Source organism: Kitasatospora sp. SC0581, from assembly GCF_048159585.1.
Classification (GTDB): Bacteria; Actinomycetota; Actinomycetes; order Streptomycetales; family Streptomycetaceae; genus Kitasatospora.
The window spans coordinates 220,326-239,040 of the sequence record NZ_JBLRWA010000004.1 but is presented as its reverse complement, the minus strand read 5'-3'; the positions used below and the strand labels follow the sequence as shown (position 1 = coordinate 239,040).

Genomic DNA, 18,715 nt, shown 5'->3' with positions numbered 1-18,715 from the left:
AGCCGGTAGGAAGACCCCCTGTCAGGAACGAACCTACCGAACAGAGGTTCCCGGGCGCGCCCTGACGTGGATGCGCTCGCCCTGCGGACCGAACAGGCTGAGGAACTCCACCGGCTGCGGGCCCGCGTTGCCGAAGGCGTGCGGGGTGCGGGTGTCGAACTCGGCGGCCTCACCGGCCGCCAGCACCAGGTCGTGGGTGCCGAGCACCAGCCGCAGCCGACCGGACAGCACGTACAGCCACTCGTACCCCTCGTGGACCTTCAGCTCCAGGTCCGGCCCGGCGTTCCGGCCGGGCGGCACGATGTGCTTGTAGGCGTGCAGGCCTCCCAGGTGGCGGGTGAGCGGGACGATGGTCTGGCCGTTCCTGGTCACCGGGCGCGGGTGGATCCGCGGGTCTCCGGTGGCCGGGGCGCCGACCAGTTCGTCCAGCGGCACCCGGTACTCCCGGGCCAGCGGCAGCAGCAGCTCCAGCGTCGGCTTGCGCTGCCCGGACTCCAGCCGGGACAGCGTGCTGAGCGAAATGCCGGTGGCGGCCGCCAGTTTGGCGAGCGTGGTGCCGCGCTCCCTGCGCAGCGCCCGCAGCCGCGGGCCCACCGTGGTGAGGACGTTCTCGAACTCTTCGTCGGCCATGCCTGCCATTTGCCGGTACGGCAAGGACCCTTGTCAATCCGGCACACGGGTGAGGACCGCTCCGCCACCCCTGCGGGTCACGCCCCCGGGGCGCGTCCACGGCCCCGACGCCTATCCTCGCGTCATGCGCATCCACCTCACCCGGGACAGCGTCGCGGCCGGCGACGACGCCGACGCCCCGCACGCCGGGACCGTCACGCTCCCCGACGGCCTGGACGCCCCGGCGGCGCTCACCGCCCTCGGGCTCCCCCGGCCCCGGCTCCCGCTGATCGGCGGCGGCCTCGCCACCTGGGTGGTGCGCGCCGCCGACGGCACCCCGCTGGCCGTCCTCGCCCAGCAGTGGCCGCGGCCCCGACCGCTGCCGGCCTGGCAGGGCCCGCTCGACCGCCTGGCCGGAGCGGACGGCACCGTCCGGCTGCACGTCGAGTACCGGCGCCAACTGGACCCGGAGGCCGAGTACCAGCGGCTGCTGCCCGGCTGAGGTCTACGGGTCCGAACAGCTACGGCGTGCCGAGGAACCAGAAGAACGGCCCCTGCTCGTACAGCGACCGCACGATCGGCTCGGACCAGTCCGTGACGACGAACAGCACCAGGCCCACCGCCCCGCCCAACAGCAGCCCGGCCGCCACGGCCGCCGTCATCATCCCCGCGATCGCCCGCATCCGGGCCTCCTCCCCGTCGCCGGGGAGACTCCCCCGCCGGCCCCGCGGCGGCACCGAACGTCCTTGGACCGAGGCCGAGTTGTCACCGAGCAGTGAGCAACGGTGAGCAACGGGGGCGGGAAGCGCGGCCCGCTACCGGTACTCGCGCAGCCTGGCCCGCACCCCGAACGCGGTGAGGCCGAGCGCCAGCACCAGCGCCCCGCCGGCCAGCGCCGCCGTGGTGCCGTCGAGGTCGTCGTCGGTCGCGGCGACCGCCCGGTCCATCGCACCCGCGTTGATCGCGATGGCGTCCCCGATCCCGGTGCTCAACTGCCCGAAGTCGTAGTCGGACTGGCCCTTCGACAGCCCGGTGTTGAGCGTGACCGCCTCCTTCAGCCTCCCGGCGTCGCGCAGCTCGCGGATCCCGCGGTCGGTCCGCTGGTACTGCTGGAAGGCGTCCAGCACCCGCTCCGCGGCGTCCTGCTCGCCCGCGAAGGTGATGTTGTGCAGCTCGCTCCCCAGGTAGCCGCCGAAGGGGACCACCGTACGGTCCGCGCGGTGCCGGGCGGCGGCGTCGGCCAGCCGGGCGCCGTAGTCCGGCAGTGCCGCCCCGTCGAGGCGGACGATCGCCTGCGCCTTGTCGAGGAAGCCCTGCTCGTAGGCGGCGGCGCGGCTCGGGTCGGTGAGGTAGCGGCTCTCGTCGGCGTTCATGTCGTACGCCACGGCGCGGGCCCGGCTGAGCGCGATCACCGAGTCGTAGGCGTTGCTCTTCGCCGTCACCAGGCGGTCGTCCGCACGGCCCGCCAGGGCGAGCGCGGTCACCAGCGCCACGCCGGTCAGCACGGTGACGGCGGCCAACGCCGGGCTGAGGACCCGCCGGTAGCGCACGGCGAGGGCGCGCTGGAGGCCCAGCAGCGCGGCCAGCGCGAGCAGGCCGACGGCGAGCAGCCACCACCAGCCGCCGCCGAGCGCCCGGCGCTGCCCGGAGTACACCTGCTCGACGGTGGCCTCGTTGGCGGCGGTGACCTGGTCGGCGGCGGGCAGCAGCTGTCGGCGCAGCAGGTCGGTGGCCTGCCGGTAGGTGTCCAGGGCGGCCGGGGAGGGCTGTCCGGCCGGTGCCTTGGCCTGCTCCTCCAGCAGCCGGGCCTGGGCCACCAGGGCCTCGTAGCCGCCCAGTCGGCCGAGCACCAGCTGGACGGCGCGCTGCCCGGCCGGATCGTCGGCGGCGGCCTGGGCGGCCTGCTGGAGGTCGTCGTCGGCCTGGGCGCGGCGCTGCTCGTAGGCGTCCAGGGTCTGCCGGCGCAGCGCGGTGTAGTCGGGGTCGGCGCCGACCAGCAGCAGGTTGGCGGCCTGGGCGTCCATGTCGCTGAGCGCGAAGTAGAGGTCGGCGGCGCGGGTGGCCTGCGGGGCGGCCCGGTGGCCGATGGTGTCGGTGCCGTCGCGGGCTCCGCCGAGCACGGCGGTGGCGGTGGCGCCCAGGGCGAGCAGGGCGGCCAGGCTCAGTGCGGTGAGGCCGCGGACCAGGCGCGGGGTGGTCCAGTAGGACCGGCTGCCCGTCCTGCGGACGGCCCGGCCCAGGCGGGTCGGGGCGCCCGGCGCCTTCCCGGCTCGGCCCTCCTCGGCCCGTTCCTCCCGGCCCCGGCCTTCCCCGGCGCGGCCCTCCCCGGCAGGGTCGTCCTCCCGCGGGGCGCTCGCCCGGTGCTCCATGGAGGTCGTCATGACCACCCGTCCCTTCCCCCGTCGCACGGTCTGCCGACGCCCCGGCCGGAACCAAAGCACAGAACCGTTTCTCCACTTCCGCCGCGCGACGCTAGTGCCGCGTCACCGGCGACGAGGTGCTCCCTGACGGCTCCTTGACGCCGCCGGGCACCGTTCTTGACGCGCTCTTGGCGCGCCCTCCGGTGCCCGGCAGCCGTCACCCTCCGGCGAGGGCCGGGCGGCTCAGCCCTGGCCGGCCCTGCCGCCGCGGTTCGCCGTCTTCTTCCGACGGGCCCTCTTCTTGCGGGCGCGCTCGGACATGGCGGTCCTCCTCGTGGTCGTCGGGTCGGCCCGGCTCAGGCCGCCCGGCCGACCAGCTGGTCGGCGAGCCGGGCCAGCCGCTTCAACGAACGCTCCTCCTGGGCGACCAGCGCCGTCTGCGCGACCGAACCGCCGTCGTAGTAGGCGCCGTTGGCGACCGCGACACCCGGCAGGCAGAGCCGGACCACGGCCGCCGCCCCCTCCGCGGCCGGCGCTCCCGTACGCCCGTACAGCGGCAGCAGCGCGGTGGTGCACTGACCCGGGTTGAGGCTGACGGCGGTGATGCCGGAACCGGCCGGAGCCATCTCGGCGGTCGCCATGGTGAGCGCGAGCTGCGACTGCGCGTACGCGGCGACCCGCGAGTACCGCTTCGTCCGGTGCGGGTCCGACCAGTTCATCGAGGCGGTGCGGTGCAGCGAGGAGGAGACGTTGACGATCCGGGCGTCGCCGGCCGCCGAGAGCGGCGCCCGCAGCAGCCGCGCCAGCAGGTGCGCGGCCAGGAAGTTGACCTGGAGCGAGACCTCGTTGCCGTCCTCGGTGAGGGTGCAGCGCTCGGGTGCCATCGCCGCGGCGTTGTTCACCAGCAGGTCCAGCGCCGGGTAGTGCTTGACGACCGTGCCGGCCAGCACGGCGATCTCCGCGAGGTGGGTGAAGTCGGCTGCCAGTTCGAGGAGTTGGTCCCGCCGGGCGCCCGCGGCGACCAGGCGCCCGACGGCCGCCTCGGCCTCGGCGGCGGTCCTGGCGTGCACCAGCACGGTGGCGCCCAGCCCGGCGAGCAGCCGGGCGGTCTCCCAGCCGATCCCGGAGGAGGCCCCGGTGACCAGGGCGGTGCGGCCGGACAGCACGGTGCCGGACATTTCGGACACGGCGGAGATGGACAGGACGGAGTCGGACATGACCGTTCCCAGGGTGCGTGGCACCGCCGGCCCTGACCGGACCGGGGTGCGGGCTCAACTGGCCCGATGGAATGAGGAGAAGAGGAACGCCGAGCGCCTTCTACGGATCGCGACGGCCCCCCGGACGAGGCCCGCGCGCGCCCGCCCCCGCCCGCGCCGCGACGGCGCCGGGACGGGGTACGGCGCGCACCGTGCCCTCCGGCGGGGAGGCGCGGATCAGCGCACGGCGATGACGGCCACGGCAGCGCGGACCGTCGGCCGCCTATGCGGCGGACGGTCGTGATGGCGTACCGGGCGGTTCATGCTCCTCATCCAACCGACGCTCCCCCACCCGGGCAAGCGCCGCGCCGACGCCCTGACGAATCCCTGACGCGGCCACCCCCGCGGAGGTCCGGAGCTCCGGCCTACAGCCAGTTCCGCTTCTTGAACACCAGGTACAGCCCGGTGCACACCAGTGCCATCAGCCCGATCGCGAACGGGTAGCCGAAGGCCCACTGGAGCTCCGGCATCGTCTCGAAGTTCATCCCGTACACCGTGCCGATCAGGGTCGGCGCGAAGAGGATGGCCGCCCAGGAGGAGATCTTCTTGATCTCGTCGTTCTGGACGTGCCCCGCCTCGGCGAGCTGCTTCATCTCCTCGTTCTGCCGCTGCGAGACCAGCGTCGCGTTGACGGTCAGGATGTTCTGGAGCATCTGCCGGAAGCCGTCCACCCTCTCGGCGGCGTAGGTGGCATGGTCGGCGACGTCGCGCAGGTAGCGCTGGAGCTCCTCGTCGGTGCCGTACTTGCCGAAGCCCGCCTCCAGGCTCTTCATGATCTCCAGCAGCGGGCGGGTGGCCCGCTGGAACTCGATCACCTCGCGGGACAGCTCGTAGATGCGGCGGGAGACCTGCGGGTCGCCCCCGAACACCTCGGTCTCGATCTCGTCGATGTCGTGCTGGAGGCCGGCGATCACCGGCGCGTAGCCGTCCACCACGGCGTCCAGCACCGCGTACAGCACCGCCTCGGGGCCGAGCGCCAGCAGCTCCGGGTCGTCCTCCAGACGGCGGCGCACCGCCGACAGGTCCGGGGCCTGGGAGTGCCGGACGGTGAGCACGAAGTCGGGGCCGACGAAGAGGTGGATCTCGCCGAAGTCGACCTCCTCCGCCTCGTCCAGGTAGCGGGCGGCGCGCAGCACGACGAACAGGGTGTCGCCGTAGCGCTCCAGCTTCGGCCGCTGGTGGGCGACGATGGCGTCCTCGACGGCCAGCTCGTGCAGGTCGAACCGGTCGGCGGCCTCCAGCAGCTGCGCCTCGGCCGGACGGAACAGGCCGATCCAGGCCATCGTGCCGGGCCGGTCGGGCAGCGTGCGGTAGATGTCGGCGAGGTCGGTGGGCGCGTCTATCCGGCGGCCGTCGCGGTAGACCGCCGCGTCCACGACGGAACGCTCCAGCGTCACCGGTTCGACGGGCTGGTCGGGGCGCGGGTCCATCGAGTGCTCGGGCGCCGGCTGGGTGTCCGAGGGCCGGACGACGGAACGGGAGAACGGACGCTTGCTCGCGCGCACGGCGCGCACACGCCAGTCGGACATGGCGGAGACCTCCACGGGGGATGCCCGGCCGCCGTACGGGAACACGGCGGACCGGAGGCGCCCGGCCGGCCGCCACGCGCACGGCGCGACCGGCGGCGCCTCGCCGGGAGGACGAGGTCAGTGCCGCGCGGGAGCCGTACGGGAGGAGGTGTGCCGGGGGCTGCGAGTGGTGCGGGACAACCGGGGGCGGGGCCGACTTCGACCCGTACTACTGCACTCCACGGCTCTCACCTCCTCGGCTCCGCGCGCTCACGCACCGGGAGGGGCGCCAGCACAACCCCGCCAAGTCTAGTACCCGTACGCCCCGGCCTCCGACCAGGGCCCCGGGCTGGGCACGCGTCCACCGCCCGCACCGGTGTTCCACGGAGCGCCCGGCGCCGCTCCCGCGCCCTCTCAACGGCCGCACCGGGCGGGGTTGTTCGTCCACAGCGAAGCCGTCACGAATCGGCGACCACGCCACTACGCTACGTGTCATGACTTCTTCGAAGAAGGCCCCGGGGCGGGGTACTGCGGTGGTGGTCGGCGGCGGACTCGCGGGGCTGGCGGCCGCCTGGGCGCTGCGCGGGATCGCCGAGCGGATCGTCGTGGTGGAGCGCGACCGGTACCCGGCGGGGACGGAGTTCCGGGCCGGGGTGCCGCAGGGCCGGCACGCCCACCTGATGCTGGAGGCCGGGCACCGGCTGCTGGACGAGATGATGCCCGGCATCAAGCAGCAGCTGATGGACGCGGGCGCGCAGCGGGTGGCCGCCTCGGACGTCAGGTGGCTGTGCTCCGCGGGGTGGCTGGCCGAGTACCCGGCGCAGATGGCCTTCCTCTCCTGCACCCGGCCGCTGCTCGACGCGTTCGTGCTGGACCGGGTCCGCGCCCACCCCGCGATCGAGTTCCTGGAGGGGACGGACGTGGTCGGGCTGCTCGGCTCGGCGACGGCGGTGACCGGGGTGAAGGTCCGCGAGCGCGGCCCGGAGCGCGGCGAGGTCCGGGAGATACCGGCCGAGTTGGTGGTGGACGCGGCCGGGCGCTCGACCTCGGTGCCGAAGTGGCTGGCCGAACTGGGCTGCCCGCCGGTGCCCGAAGAGCGGGTGGACGCGGGCGTCGCGTACGCCTCCCGGATCTTCCACCGCCCGGCCGGGTCCGACCTCGGCGACCAGGCGGTCTACCTCCAGACCAAGGCCCCGGACGCGCAGCGGATGGGCGTCCTGCTGCCGGTCGAGGGCGACCGCTGGATCGTCAGCCTCGCCGGGATGCGCGGCGCCGAACCGGCGGCCGGCCCGGAGGGGTTCGCCGAGCACCTGGGGCAGCTGCGCGACCCCCTCCTGCACGAGGTGCTGCAGGGCGCCGAACCGGCGGGCGAGGTCCGGGGGTTCCTCCCCGGCCCGGGCGTGCGCCGGCACTACGAGCGCGGCGGCCCGGACGGGCTGGTGGTGGTCGGCGACGCCGCGAGCACCTTCAACCCGGTGTACGGGCAGGGCGTCACCGTCGCCCTGTTCTGCGCCCGGGAGCTGCGCCGCTCCGCGAAGCGGCACGGCGGCATCGGGCACGCCGCGGCCCGGGCCGCGCGGCGCGCCGTCGCCGCGGCCTCCGCGGTGCCGTGGATGATCTCCTGCGCCGAGGACGCCCGCTTCCGCGCCACCGCCGGCGCGCCCTCCGGGGCCCTGGTCGGGCTCCAACACCGGTTCTTCGACAAGGTGCTGGCCGCCAGCACCCGGGACCCGGCGGTCACCGCGGCGTTCCACGAGGTGATGTCGCTGGTGGAGCCGCCGTCGCTGCTGTTCCGGCCGTCGGTGCTCGCGGCGGTCCTGCGGGCCTGAGGGGGCACGGGAACGAGGGGCCGGCGCGGCGCTCCGGGCTTGGGGGGCGCGGCGCCGGCGCGGCGCTCCGGGCGTGAGGGGGCGCGGCGCCGGCGCGGCGCTCCGGAGCGCTGCATCCCGAGGTGCGCAGCGCTCCGGAGCGCTACGCCCCGAGGTGCGCGGCGACGTACGGCAGCGCCACCTGTTCCAGGCCGCGCAGGCCGAAGGCGGGGTGGACGTTGACCTCGAAGACCACGCCGCCGCTCTCGGCCGCGAGGTCCACCCCGGCCAGGTCGAGCCCCAGGGAGGCGGCCGCCGCGACGGCCGACTCCGCGAGCCCGTCCGGCAGTTCGGCGTAGTCGAGCACGGTGGAGACGGCCCCCCGGCTCTCGTTGCAGGGCGCGTCCGGGTCCGCCTGGACGTGCTCGACCACCCGGACCACGCGCCCGTGCAGCACCACCACCCGGTACTGGTGGCGGCGCCCGTCCGGGAGGATGTTGCGGGCGTCACGGGCGAGCAGCCAGGGCGCCCGCGCGTAGTGCCGCGCGGCGGCGTCGAGCTGGGCGCGGGTCGTGACGTGGAAGACGTCGTCGCCGCCCATCCCGACGCAGGGCCGGGCCCAGACGTCGCCGCCGAGTTCCGCGAAGGCCTCGGCGGCGGCCTCCGGGCTCGGCTCGCGGAGCGCGATGCTGGGCATGTGCGGCACGCCGTCCCGGACGAAGCGGGCGACGGTGAGGTCCTTCTCGGTGGCCGACCGCCACGCCTGGGCGTCGGTGCCGAGCGAGCGGGCGCCGAATCCGCGCAGCCGCCGCTGGAAGTCCTCGAACGCGCGGCGCCGGTGCGGCGGGATCTCGTAGACGATCACCGTCTCGGCGGTCACCGTCCGGCCGCCCGCCTCCAGTCGGAACCCGCCCGCGTCGTCGGCCTCGATCAGGCCGCTGCCGCCGGTCAGGAAGTGCCGGGCGTCCAGCTGTACGGGTTCCCGGCCGGTCAGCGTCCGGGCGGCGGCGGCGAGCACCTGCCGACTGCCTTCGGTCGAGCTGTGATCGGTCAGGAGTACGAGATCGCGTCGGGGCATGCGGACATGCAAGCGAGTGCGGCGTGATCACGACAAGGCGGCCTCGTGCGCCATCGGCCCGGCGGGGTGGCCGAAACCGGGTATCCGCAACCGTGCCGCCCCGCTCCGAGCCGTCCGCTTCGTCGCCCGGTTAATTCGGATGCGCCCGCTCCGCCCGCCCGCTAGCCTGCCCGACATGTCTACGCCCCGAATCTCCTAGCTCGCGGACCCACTTCCACGCAACCCGTGTGTCCGCAAGCTTTTTCGGAGCGTTATCCCATGATCACCACCCGTGGTGTCGACGTGCGCGTCGGCGCCCGCCTGCTGCTGTCCGACGTCACCCTGCACATCGCCCCCGGCGACCGGATCGGCCTGGTCGGCCGCAACGGCGCCGGCAAGACCACCCTGCTCGCCACCCTGGCCGGGCAGCTCGCGCCCGCCGCCGGCACGGTCACCCGGACCGGGGCCGTCGGCTACCTCCCGCAGGACTCCCGCGCCGCCGACCCGTCGGCCACCGTCACCGACCGCGTCCTGTCCGCCCGCGGCCTGGACGCCGCCGTCCGCGCCGTGCGCGCCGCCGAGGCCGCGATGGCCCGGGCCGGGTCGCCCGCCGAGGAGCGCCGGGCGATGGACGCGTACGTCCGGGCCGAGGCCGGGTTCCAGTCCCGGGGCGGCTACGCCGCCGAGGCCGAGGCGGCCCGGATCGCGGCCGGGATCGGCCTGCCCACCCGGGTGATGGACTCCCCTGTCGGCACGCTCTCCGGCGGTCAGCGCCGCCGGGTCGAACTGGCCCGCATCCTGTTCGCCGACCACGGCACCCTGCTGCTGGACGAGCCGACCAACCACCTGGACGCCGACTCCGTCGCCTGGCTGCGCGGCTTCCTCGCCACCCACCGCGGCGGACTGGTCCTGATCAGCCACGACCTCGGACTGCTCGAGGAGACCGTCAACCGGGTCTTCCACCTGGACCCGCAGCGCGCCACGATCGACGTCCACAACACCGGCTGGCAGACCTACCTGAACCAGCGCGCCGCCGACGAGCGCCGCCGCACCCGGGAGCGCGCCAACGCCGAGCGCAAGGCCGCCGCCCTGCACACCCAGGCCGACCGGATGCGGGCCAACGTCGCCACCGCGACCACCGCCCGCAGCATGGCCCGCCGGGCCGACCGGATGCTCGCCGAGCTCGAACCCGTCCGGCAGGCCGAGCGCACCGCCCGGATCCGGCTGCCCGAGCCCGCCCCGTGCGGCCGGATGCCGCTGGGCGCGATCAGCCTCGCCAAGTCCTACGGCGGCCGGCCGGTGCTGACCGGCCTGGACCTCGCCGTGGACCGCGGCAGCCGGCTGGTCGTGCTCGGCCCGAACGGAGCCGGCAAGACCACCCTGCTGCGCGTCCTGGCCGGCCGGGAGGCCCCGGACGCCGGCCGCGTCGTCCCCGGCACCGGCCTGCGGCTCGGCTACTTCGCCCAGGAGCACGACACCCTCGACCCGGCGCTCAGCGTGCGCGACAACCTCGCCGCGGCCGCGCCCGGCCTGACCGACGGCGAACTGCGGCACGTGCTGGGCGCGTTCCTCTTCCGCGGCGACGACGCCGACAAGCCCGCCGGGGTGCTGTCCGGCGGCGAGAAGACCCGGCTGGCCCTGGCCGCCCTGGTGCACTCCGGCGCCAACGTGCTGCTGCTCGACGAGCCGACCAACAACCTCGACCCGGCCTCCCGCACGGAGGTCCTGGCCGCGGTCGGCGGCTACCCCGGCGCGATCGTGATGGTCACCCACGACCCGGACGCCATCGAGGCGCTCCGGCCGGACCGCGTGCTCCTCCTCCCGGACGGCGACGAGGACCTCTGGCACGACACCTACCTGGACCTGGTCACGCGGTCCTGAGGACCGGTGCCCGCCCGCCTGGCTTCCTCCCGGCGGGCGGGCCGGCCCGGCCCGGCTACGGCTTGCGCGCCTCGATCAGGAAGCGCGCCGAGTGGGCGACGAACGGCCCGTCGGCGCGGATCCGCCCGTCCAGCTCGCGCAGCCGGTCCCGGTGGGCCTCGACGGTGAACCCCGGGACCATCCAGATCACCTTGCGCAGGAAGTACACCACCGCGCCGATGTCCCGGAACTCCGTCCGCAGCCGCTCGGACCGCAGGTCCACCACCTCCAGCCCGGCCGCCCGCGCCTCGGCACCCTCCACCTCGGGGCGGCGGCCCTCCCGTGCCTCCGGCTGCGGCCCGAGGAAGTACTCGACCAGCTCGAAGACCGACGCCGGGCCGACGTGCTGGGCGAAGTACGTGCCACCGGGGCGCAGCACCCGGGCGATCTCCGTCCACCAGGCCCGCACCGGGTGCCGACTGCTGACCAGGTCGAAGGCCCCGTCGGCGAACGGCAGCGGCGGCTCGTCCGGGTCCGCGACCACCACCGCGCCCAGCGGGTGCAGCAGCCGCGTGGCGCGGGCCAGGTTGGGCGGCCAGGACTCGGTGGCCGCGAGCACGGGCGGCCGCCCGCCCAGCCGTACGGCGCCCGCGAGCACCTCGCCCCCGCCGGTCTGGACGTCCAGCGCCGCCGTCGCCGCACCCAGCCGTCCGGCCAGCAGCCGCTGGTAACCCCAGGAGGGCCGCTCCTCGGTCGCCCGGCCCTCCAGCCAGGAGAAGTCCCAGCCGTCCACGGACACGGACTCCGCCTCGGCGATCAGCTCTTCGAAGGTACGCATGTCCGCATCATGACGGCGGGTCCACCGCCCGGCCAGCGGATTCCCTCGGCGGGCGCCGCCGGCTACTGCATCGGCCGCGGCTTCCGAAAATTGATGACGGATCCTCATATTCCTGTGGAAGAAGCTCGATTGGCCCTGACAGAACCTTCACGCGATGTTGGGGAAATCTCACCTCGGCGGAGCCCGGAGCTAACGTCGTGGTTACACACCGTCGGTACGCTGGGGGACAACGGTGATCGGCAACGGACCCGAGGGGAGGCGGCGGTGACGGCACGGCGCATCTCGCGCGGCAAGCGGCTCGCCCTCCTCTTCGCCGCGCTCGTCTCGGCCCTGTTCGCCGTCCTCGGGACCGGCGCCCAGGCGTACGCCGCCGAGCCGCTGCCGAAACCCGCGGCGGCTGCCGAGGGGGACCCGACCTGCAAGGCCCACCACGCCGCGGAGTCCCTGACCGGCCGGGCCGCGGTCCGCCACCGCGCGTGCGGCGGCACGGCCGTCCGCACGGCCCTCCTCGCCCCCGTCGGCACCGGCGTCGCGGCCACACCCGCCACGGTGCCCACCGGGCCGGTACCGGAAGCGAACGGGTCGAGACCGGCCGCGCTCGCGCGCCTCCAGGTGTTCCGCTGCTGACAGCTCCCGCGAGCTGACGCTCCCCGCACGCGATCCGGCGCGCGCCCGGTACGGGCACGCGCGGCCCCGCCATGCCCTCGGCCGGCGATCCGCGGCCCGGACCGGCGCACCGCTCCGCCGCACCCGCGTCAGCCCGCCGCTGCCCCATGACAGCAGCTGCCCGCCCGGCACCACCCGGGCGGGCAGAAGGAGACCTCTCATGCAGTCCCTCGTGACGCACGCCCGCGTCTTCCCGCACCGGCTCGCCACCGGCGGCCACGACCTCGGCCGGCTCTCGGCCGGGCAGGCCCCCGAAGCCCTGTTCATCACCTGCTCCGACTCCCGCGTGGTTCCGGCCCTGATCACCGGATCCCGCCCCGGGCAGCTGTTCGAGCTGCGCACCGCCGGGAACATCGTCCCCGCCTACGACACCACCGCCCCCAGCGGTGAGGCGGCCACCATCGAGTACGCCGTCGACATCCTCAGGGTCCCCGACATCATCGTCTGCGGGCACTCCCACTGCGGGGCCATCGGTGCCCTCGTCCGGGCCGAGGACCTGGCCCCCGTCCCCGCCGTGCGGACCTGGCTCGAACACGCCGCTCCGCCGACCCGCCACCTCGCCCCCGTTCCGGCCCACGACCAGGAGGCGGACGTCGCGGGGCCGGTGCAGCGCAACGTGCTCGCCCAGCTCGACCGACTGCACACCTACCCGGGCGTGACCCGCCGCCTGGCGGAGGGCACCCTGCGCCTGCACGGCTGGTACTACGAGGTGCACACCGGCACCGTCCTGGCCGGCTCGGACCGGGGGTTCCTGCCGCTGTGAACACGCCCGACCGCAACCGCATCCCCGACCGCTCCGGGCTCCGTGGCCGCAACCGGGTTCCCGACGGCTCCGGGTCCCGTGGCCGCAACCGGGTTCCCGACGGCTCCGACCGTTCCGCCGCGTCCGCGCCGCGCGGCCCCTTCGCGCACTGGCGCCAGGACCTGCCCGCCTCGCTGGTCGTCTTCCTGGTGGCCGTCCCGCTCTGCGTGGGCGTCGCCGTCGCCTCCGGCGTGCCGGCCGAACGCGGCCTGATCACCGGCATCGTCGGCGGCCTGGTCGTCGGCCTGCTCCCCGGCAGCAGCCTCCAGGTCAGCGGGCCGGCCGCCGGACTGACCGTTCTCGTCTACGACGCCGTCCAGCAGTTCGGGCTCGCCTCCCTGGGGCCCCTCGTCCTCGCCGCCGGGGTCCTCCAGGTCACGATGGGCCTGCTGCGGATGGGCCGCTGGTTCCGCGCCATCTCCCTGTCGGTCGTCCACGGCATGCTCGCCGGGATCGGTCTCATCCTGATCCTCGGCCAGCTGTACGCCGTCTCGGGCCGCTCCGCGCCGGGCACCGGCCCCGCCAAGGTGGCCGGGCTCCCCGCACTGCTCGGCGACTGGCTGACCGGCCGGGCCGCGATGACCGCCGTCCTCATGACCGCCGCCACGGTGGCCCTGCTGATGTGCTGGAAGAAGCTGCCCGGCCCCGTCCGCGCGGTGCCCGCCCCGCTGGCGGCGGTCGCCCTCGCCGCCGGTGCGACCGCGCTGTTCGACCTGGACGTCCCCAGGGTGGACGTGGACGGCCTGCTCGGCGCCGTCGCCGTCCCGACCGCGGACGGCTTCGGGGCCGTCGCGAGCGCGGCGGGCCTCGGCACCGTACTCGCGTTCGCCGTCATCGCCTCCGCCGAGAGCCTGTTCAGCGCCGCCGCGGTCGACCAGATGCACGACGGACGCCGCACCGACTACGACCGGGAGCTCACCTCCCAGGGCGTCGGCAACGCCCTGTGCGGGCTGCTCGGCGCGCTGCCGATGACCGCCGTGATCGTCCGCAGCGCCGCCAACGTCCAGGCCGGCGCCCGGACCAGGACCTCCCGCGTCCTGCACGGTGTCTGGCTGCTGCTGTTCGCCGCACTGCTGCCCGCCGTCCTGGGACTGATCCCGCTCGCCGTCCTCGGCGGCGTCCTCATCCACGCCGGCGGCAAGCTGATCCCGCTGCGGCAGGGCGCGGACCTGTGGCGGGCACACCGCGGCGAGGTCGTGGTGCTGACCGCCACCGCGGGCGCGATCGTCGTCACCAACCTCTTCGAGGGCGTGCTGCTCGGGGTGGCCCTCGCCGTCGCCAAGAGCGCCTGGCAGACCTCCCGGTTGCACATCGATCTCACCGACGACGGTGACGGTCGACCGCTGCAGGTCCGGCTGAGCGGCAACGCCACCTTCCTGCGGCTGCCCCGCCTGCTGGACACGCTGGAGTCGCTGCCGACGGACCGCGCGGTCGACCTCGACTGGAGCGAACTGCGCCACCTCGACCACGCCTGCCGCAGCGCCCTGCTCACCTGGGCCGACCAGCACACCGCACGGGGCAGCACCGACGTACGGCTGAAACCGCCACTGGTCATGAGCGCCTGACGATCGGACGGACGGCGGGTGGGCGGGGCGGTTCACGGAGCGCCCCGCCCACCCGCCGCGGTGTCCCCGCCGGCGCCGGCCGTGCGTTCCGCTACCGTCCGGACTCCTCCGCCCCGACCCCGGCGGTGACCTCGGCCAGCTGGTCGAACGTGCGGTTGAGTACCGACCGGCGTTCGTCCTTGTAGCCCGGGGAGGGTTCCAGGTCGTCGACGGTCCGCTCCCAGACGGCCATGAACGCCGTCTTCCAGCCCGTGATCACGTCGGTTTCCGGCAGCTGGTGGACACCGTGGCCGGCCCGCGCCATGACGTGCAGCAGCTCCAGATTGCACGGCACGGCGACGCCCCAGTACTCGTCCGGTTCGAGCTCGACGGGATCGCCGGCCATCGCCTCGGCGACCTCGGTGACGAGCCGGTCGATGAGGACCGACAGGTGGTCCAGCGCCGTGTCGCTCTCGAAGTTCCCACTGCCCCACGTGCCCACGAGGTCTCCTCTGAAGGGTGCCGCCGTCTGTCCCCGCCATCGAAGCAGGCGGCACTGACACCGCCGGGCGGCCCGTCCGGTCGCGGCGACGGCTCCGGCGACGGCTCGGGCTCGGGCGACGGCTCCGGCTCCGGCTCCGGAGACACCGACGGGGCCTTCCGGCGACCGAGGAACCGGACCGCTCAACGGGCCCACGCTCCCCCGCCGTTCGACCGTTCACCCCGGCCCGCCACGGATTCGGACACCGCGACGAAGGCCCGCACGAGGGGGCGGTCGTCTCCCCGGCGGGTGGCCAGGAAGACCCGGCTCACGGCGGAGGCACCGTCGAGTTCGAGGCTCCGGGCGCCCTCGGGGAGCAGCGTGGTGACGCTGTGGGGGGCGATGGTGACGCCCAGACCGGCGGCGACCAGCATGGTGATGGTGTGCCAGTTCGAGCACTCCTGCGCGACCCGGACCTCGTTGCCGGTGTCCCGGATCGGCCGGGTGTTCACGTCGAAGGCGCGGGCCCCCGCCGAGCGCGGGAAGAGGATCAGGGGGTCGGCGGCCAGCGCCGCCGGTTGCACCCGCTCCCCCCGCGCGGCGGGGTGGTCGGCGGGGACGACCGCGACGAACCGTTCCGTCGCCAGGAGGGCGAGGTCGATGTCGTCGCGCTCCTCGGCGTCCCGGACGATCCCGATGTCGGCCGTGCCGCGTTCCAGGGCTGTCAGGACGTCGACGGTGAAGCCGTCGTGGAGCCTGACCTGGACGTCCGGGCGGCGGAGCGAGAAGGCGCGGAGCCGTTCACTGACGATCGCGGTGGCGGAGGTGATGAAGGCGACGTCCAGGCGGCCCGCCTCACCGCGGCCGACCCGGCCGGCCTCGTCCAGATCGGCGGCCAGCCGGCCCAGGATGTCCCTCGCCCGCGGCCGGAACGTCACTCCGGCGTCCGTGAGGTGGACGCTCCGGGAGGTCCGCCGGAACAGCTCGACACCGACGATCCTCTCCAACTGCCTGATCTGCTGGGACAGGGCCGGCTGGGCGATGTGCAGCAGCCGGGCGGCACGACCGAAGTGCAACTCCTCGGCCAGCGCCAGGAAGTACCGCAGGTGCCGGAGCTCGAGTCGCTGATCCATATCTCCAGCCTATGGATGGCGGCCGGCGTACGTATTGGACACCTGGGTGGGCGCGGCCGCAGGCTGACGTGGTGCCGTCCAGGGAAGGAACCCGCCCCGTGCCGTACGCCTCAACCCCGCCCGTGGTCTCCTCGATCGCCTCGCCGAGCGACGCCGAGGCGTTCCGCACGCTGAACGAGGAGTGGATCGCGCGACTGTTCACCCTGGAGGAGGCGGACCGAGCCGTGCTCGGGGATCCGTTCGGCCGCATCGTCGACCCGGGCGGCGACGTGCTCCTGGCCCGCGAGCCGGACAGCGGAACCGTCGTGGGCTGCGTGGCGCTCCTGGCCCACCCCGACGCCGTGTTCGAACTGGCGAAGATGGCCGTGGACCCCGACGCGCAGGGGCGTGGCATCGGCCGCCTGCTCGTGGCCGCCGCGATCGACCGGGCCCGCGAACTCGGCGGGACCAGGCTGTTCCTCGGCACCAACAGCAGGCTGGCCCCCGCCGTCCACCTCTACGAGGACGCCGGGTTCGTCAGGATCACCCGCGACCGGCTCCCGGTGGCCGACTACTACGCCCGCGCCGACATACTGATGGAACTGGGCTGAGGCCCGTGCCGCCCGTCCGTACCGCCCGCGCCTGTGCCCGCGCCCGCGGTGCGGACGGACGCGTGAACGGAGGAGGTCGGCATGGACGGTGGTCACCACGGTCGTGACGGCGGTGACTCGTGGCCCAGCGGTGCCGTCGTCGGCGGCGACGGGCCCTTCGGCAGCGACGGGCCCTTCGGTAGCGACGGCGGCCGTGGCAGCGGCCCGGCAGCCCACCGGTACGATCACGGCCCGGGGTTCGGGCGCATCGAGGAACGTGACGCGCCCGGTGCGCGCGAAGCACCTCAGGACGGGGGGACGGCCATGGAGTTGCCCGACGGGATTCGTACGGAGATCAGGGCCCTGTGCCAGGAGGGTGATGCGCTGGTCGGACTGGGAGAGTTCGCCGAGGCCAAGCAGCGCTACCTCGAAGCCCTTCGGCTGTTGCCGGGCGACCACCGCGCATGGGCGGCCGCGACCTGGATCTACGTCGCGATCGGAGACGTGCACTTCCGACTGGGCGTCCACGACAGGGCCTACAAGTGCTTCCACAACGCGGTCCAGTGCCCCGACGGACTCGGCAATCCGTACGTCCACCTACGGTTGGGCCAGACCGCCTTCGAACTGGGCGACCACGACCGCGCCGCGGACGAGCTGATCAGGGCCTTCATGGGAGGCGGGCCCGAGATCTTCGAGGAGGACGACCCCAAGTACCTCGGGTTCCTGAGGACTCGGGCCGACCTGAACCGCCCGGGCGCCGTCACCTCCTGACAGCCTGCCACCGGGCGAGCCACCCGGAACCCCACCCCTGACCGCCCGGGGTCGGGCAGGAACCACGACGTCGAGCCCGGTCCGAGCCCCGCTGCGGCCGCTACGCATGCTCGGCAGCCCCCGCGCCCAGCGGGTTCAGCAACCACGTGGCGCGGTCCGGGTTCGGCGACCAGGGCTCGGTGGCGACGAGCACGGACGGGCGCCCGTCCAGCCGCCCGGTGCCCGCAGGCACCTCACCGTCACCGGTCTGGACGTCCAGGGTCCCTGCCGCCGTGCCCAGCCGCCCGACTGGCACCACCGGTAGCCCGCCCGGGCCCCCAGCCAGGAGAAGTCCCAACCGTCCACGGACACGGCCTCGATCTGGGCGTCGACGACCAGCTGGTCGAAGGCGCACTCGTCCGCATCGGTCCGCATCACGGCGGCGTAGGCACCGTCCTGCCGGTGGATCGGCCGGCCGTCCAGCGGCCACCGTTCCCCGCCCCCACCTCTCGGCGGTTCCGTGACGGCCCCGAAAAACGGGTACTCGCCGCGGGTACGGCCGCGCCATGATGGCGCCACGGCGGACCGTTGCCGCTCCCGCCGACGCCCCCCTGGAGGTCCTGACACCATGAGCCAGTCCGCCCTCGGCCGCTTCTACGACGATTTCGCCGACGACTACCACCTCCTCTACGCCGACTGGAACGCCTCGCTCGCCCGTCAGGGCTCCGCGCTGGACACCGTGGTCCGCGCGGCTCTCGGCGACGGCCCCGCCGAGGTGCTGGACTGCGCCTGCGGCATCGGCACCCAGGCGATCGGTCTGGCCGCCCTCGGCCACCGCGTCACCGGCACCGACCTCAGCCCGGTCGCCGCCGCCCGCGCCACCGCCGAGGCCGCCGAGCGCGGACTCCGGCTGCCCACCGCCGCCGCCGACATGCGGGAACTCCCCTTCCCAGATGGCCGGTTCGACGTCGTCGTCTGCGCCGACAACGCGCTGCCCCACCTGCTCACGGCCGAGGACGTCCGCGCCGCGCTCGGTGAGATGCGACGGGTCCTGCGCCCGGGCGGACTGCTCCTGGTCACCACCCGCCCGTACGACGAACTGCGCCGCACCCGGCCCGCCTCCACTCCGCCGCAGACCGCCGAGCACAGCGGCCGGCGGTCGGTCGTCTTCCAGCTCTGGCAGTGGCACGAGGACGGCGAGCGGTACGACCTGGAGCTCTTCCGGCTGCTGCCGGACGAGGCCGACGAGTGGCGGGTCGCGGTCCGCCGCTCCACGTACTGGGCGCTCACCCAGGACGAGCTGAGCACCCTCGCCGCCGAGGCCGGCCTGGCCGGCATCCGCTGGGAGCAGCCCGCCGACACCGGCTTCTTCCAGCCCGTCCTGATCGCCCGGACGCCCCGACCTGCGCGGACGCGGCGGCCTGCCGTGGCAGGGCCCTTTTGCGCCTCCACTTTTGCCGATCCATGTTAATTT

The 18,715-nt window shown here is 74.6% G+C and carries 18 protein-coding genes; 9 read left to right on the top strand and 9 right to left on the bottom strand.

Translation table 11 applies throughout. The features are described 5' to 3' along the window. Positions 1 to 33: 33 nt before the first annotated feature. Entirely contained in the window at positions 34 to 630 is a 597-nt protein-coding gene (locus ACLWS4_RS10345) for a helix-turn-helix domain-containing protein (protein WP_049654612.1), read from the bottom strand. A 124-nt stretch (positions 631 to 754) separates the two neighbouring features. Between ACLWS4_RS10345 and ACLWS4_RS10340 the strand changes: the two genes are divergently transcribed. After that, positions 755 to 1,111 carry a hypothetical protein gene (locus ACLWS4_RS10340; RefSeq protein WP_380737773.1) on the top strand — a complete coding sequence of 119 codons (357 nt, stop codon included), beginning with the start codon at positions 755 to 757 and terminating at the stop codon, positions 1,109 to 1,111. A 19-nt stretch (positions 1,112 to 1,130) separates the two neighbouring features. Here the strand turns inward: ACLWS4_RS10340 and ACLWS4_RS10335 are convergent, their stop codons facing one another. The 4 genes from ACLWS4_RS10335 to ACLWS4_RS10320 all read right to left on the bottom strand — a co-directional run bounded on the left by ACLWS4_RS10335 (position 1,131) and on the right by ACLWS4_RS10320 (position 5,754). Further along, positions 1,131 to 1,292, bottom strand: a complete 162-nt coding sequence (locus ACLWS4_RS10335; RefSeq protein WP_158077757.1) for a hypothetical protein — start codon at positions 1,290 to 1,292, stop codon at positions 1,131 to 1,133. Between the two features lie 132 nt (positions 1,293 to 1,424). Next, positions 1,425 to 2,990 (bottom strand): hypothetical protein, encoded by a 1,566-nt coding sequence (locus ACLWS4_RS10330; protein ID WP_416873868.1) that lies wholly within the window; start codon positions 2,988 to 2,990, stop codon positions 1,425 to 1,427. 335 nt (positions 2,991 to 3,325) lie between these two features. Beyond that, on the bottom strand, positions 3,326 to 4,186 hold the full coding sequence (locus ACLWS4_RS10325) for an SDR family NAD(P)-dependent oxidoreductase (RefSeq protein ID WP_416873867.1): 861 nt from the start codon (positions 4,184 to 4,186) through the stop codon (positions 3,326 to 3,328). A 404-nt stretch (positions 4,187 to 4,590) separates the two neighbouring features. Continuing rightward, positions 4,591 to 5,754, bottom strand: coding sequence for a magnesium and cobalt transport protein CorA (locus tag ACLWS4_RS10320; RefSeq protein ID WP_049654602.1), 1,164 nt, complete (start codon positions 5,752 to 5,754; stop codon positions 4,591 to 4,593). Positions 5,755 to 6,227: 473 nt separating this feature from the next. On the opposite strand from ACLWS4_RS10320, the gene ACLWS4_RS10315 reads away from it, so the two are divergent. After that, positions 6,228 to 7,562, top strand: a complete 1,335-nt coding sequence (locus ACLWS4_RS10315; protein ID WP_416873866.1) for an NAD(P)/FAD-dependent oxidoreductase — start codon at positions 6,228 to 6,230, stop codon at positions 7,560 to 7,562. 142 nt (positions 7,563 to 7,704) lie between these two features. Here ACLWS4_RS10315 and ACLWS4_RS10310 read toward each other — a convergent pair whose 3' ends face one another. Next, entirely contained in the window at positions 7,705 to 8,619 is a 915-nt protein-coding gene (locus ACLWS4_RS10310) for an ATP-grasp domain-containing protein (RefSeq protein ID WP_380737781.1), read from the bottom strand. Between the two features lie 258 nt (positions 8,620 to 8,877). Between ACLWS4_RS10310 and ACLWS4_RS10305 the strand changes: the two genes are divergently transcribed. Then, positions 8,878 to 10,479, top strand: coding sequence for an ABC-F family ATP-binding cassette domain-containing protein (locus ACLWS4_RS10305; RefSeq protein WP_380737783.1), 1,602 nt, complete (start codon positions 8,878 to 8,880; stop codon positions 10,477 to 10,479). A 55-nt stretch (positions 10,480 to 10,534) separates the two neighbouring features. Here ACLWS4_RS10305 and ACLWS4_RS10300 read toward each other — a convergent pair whose 3' ends face one another. After that, positions 10,535 to 11,296 (bottom strand): class I SAM-dependent methyltransferase, encoded by a 762-nt coding sequence (locus ACLWS4_RS10300; RefSeq protein WP_416873865.1) that lies wholly within the window; start codon positions 11,294 to 11,296, stop codon positions 10,535 to 10,537. Positions 11,297 to 11,560: 264 nt separating this feature from the next. Between ACLWS4_RS10300 and ACLWS4_RS10295 the strand changes: the two genes are divergently transcribed. From ACLWS4_RS10295 to ACLWS4_RS10285, 3 genes are all read left to right on the top strand, one after another. Beyond that, positions 11,561 to 11,923, top strand: coding sequence for a hypothetical protein (locus tag ACLWS4_RS10295; protein WP_074004824.1), 363 nt, complete (start codon positions 11,561 to 11,563; stop codon positions 11,921 to 11,923). 199 nt (positions 11,924 to 12,122) lie between these two features. After that, positions 12,123 to 12,725, top strand: a complete 603-nt coding sequence (locus ACLWS4_RS10290; protein ID WP_416873864.1) for a carbonic anhydrase — start codon at positions 12,123 to 12,125, stop codon at positions 12,723 to 12,725. A 161-nt stretch (positions 12,726 to 12,886) separates the two neighbouring features. Next, a complete protein-coding gene (locus ACLWS4_RS10285) occupies positions 12,887 to 14,329 on the top strand; it encodes a SulP family inorganic anion transporter (protein ID WP_259317029.1) in 1,443 nt (480 codons plus the stop codon). 91 nt (positions 14,330 to 14,420) lie between these two features. Here ACLWS4_RS10285 and ACLWS4_RS10280 read toward each other — a convergent pair whose 3' ends face one another. Both ACLWS4_RS10280 and ACLWS4_RS10275 read right to left on the bottom strand, forming a co-directional pair. Further along, positions 14,421 to 14,810: a DUF4259 domain-containing protein gene (locus tag ACLWS4_RS10280; RefSeq protein WP_380737130.1), complete on the bottom strand. Its 390-nt coding sequence runs from the start codon at positions 14,808 to 14,810 to the stop codon at positions 14,421 to 14,423. A gap of 182 nt (positions 14,811 to 14,992) precedes the next feature. Next, complete coding sequence (locus ACLWS4_RS10275) at positions 14,993 to 15,922, bottom strand: LysR family transcriptional regulator (protein ID WP_416873863.1); 930 nt, start codon at positions 15,920 to 15,922, stop codon at positions 14,993 to 14,995. A gap of 98 nt (positions 15,923 to 16,020) precedes the next feature. On the opposite strand from ACLWS4_RS10275, the gene ACLWS4_RS10270 reads away from it, so the two are divergent. The 3 genes from ACLWS4_RS10270 to ACLWS4_RS10260 all read left to right on the top strand — a co-directional run bounded on the left by ACLWS4_RS10270 (position 16,021) and on the right by ACLWS4_RS10260 (position 18,712). Further along, entirely contained in the window at positions 16,021 to 16,512 is a 492-nt protein-coding gene (locus ACLWS4_RS10270) for a GNAT family N-acetyltransferase (protein WP_074004827.1), read from the top strand. 81 nt (positions 16,513 to 16,593) lie between these two features. Beyond that, positions 16,594 to 17,262 carry a tetratricopeptide repeat protein gene (locus tag ACLWS4_RS10265; RefSeq protein WP_416873862.1) on the top strand — a complete coding sequence of 223 codons (669 nt, stop codon included), beginning with the start codon at positions 16,594 to 16,596 and terminating at the stop codon, positions 17,260 to 17,262. A 607-nt stretch (positions 17,263 to 17,869) separates the two neighbouring features. Then, the gene (locus tag ACLWS4_RS10260; RefSeq protein ID WP_416873861.1) at positions 17,870 to 18,712 is read left to right on the top strand and encodes a class I SAM-dependent methyltransferase; all 843 of its coding nucleotides are present in this window, start codon (positions 17,870 to 17,872) and stop codon (positions 18,710 to 18,712) included. The last annotated feature ends 3 nt before the right edge of the window (positions 18,713 to 18,715 follow it).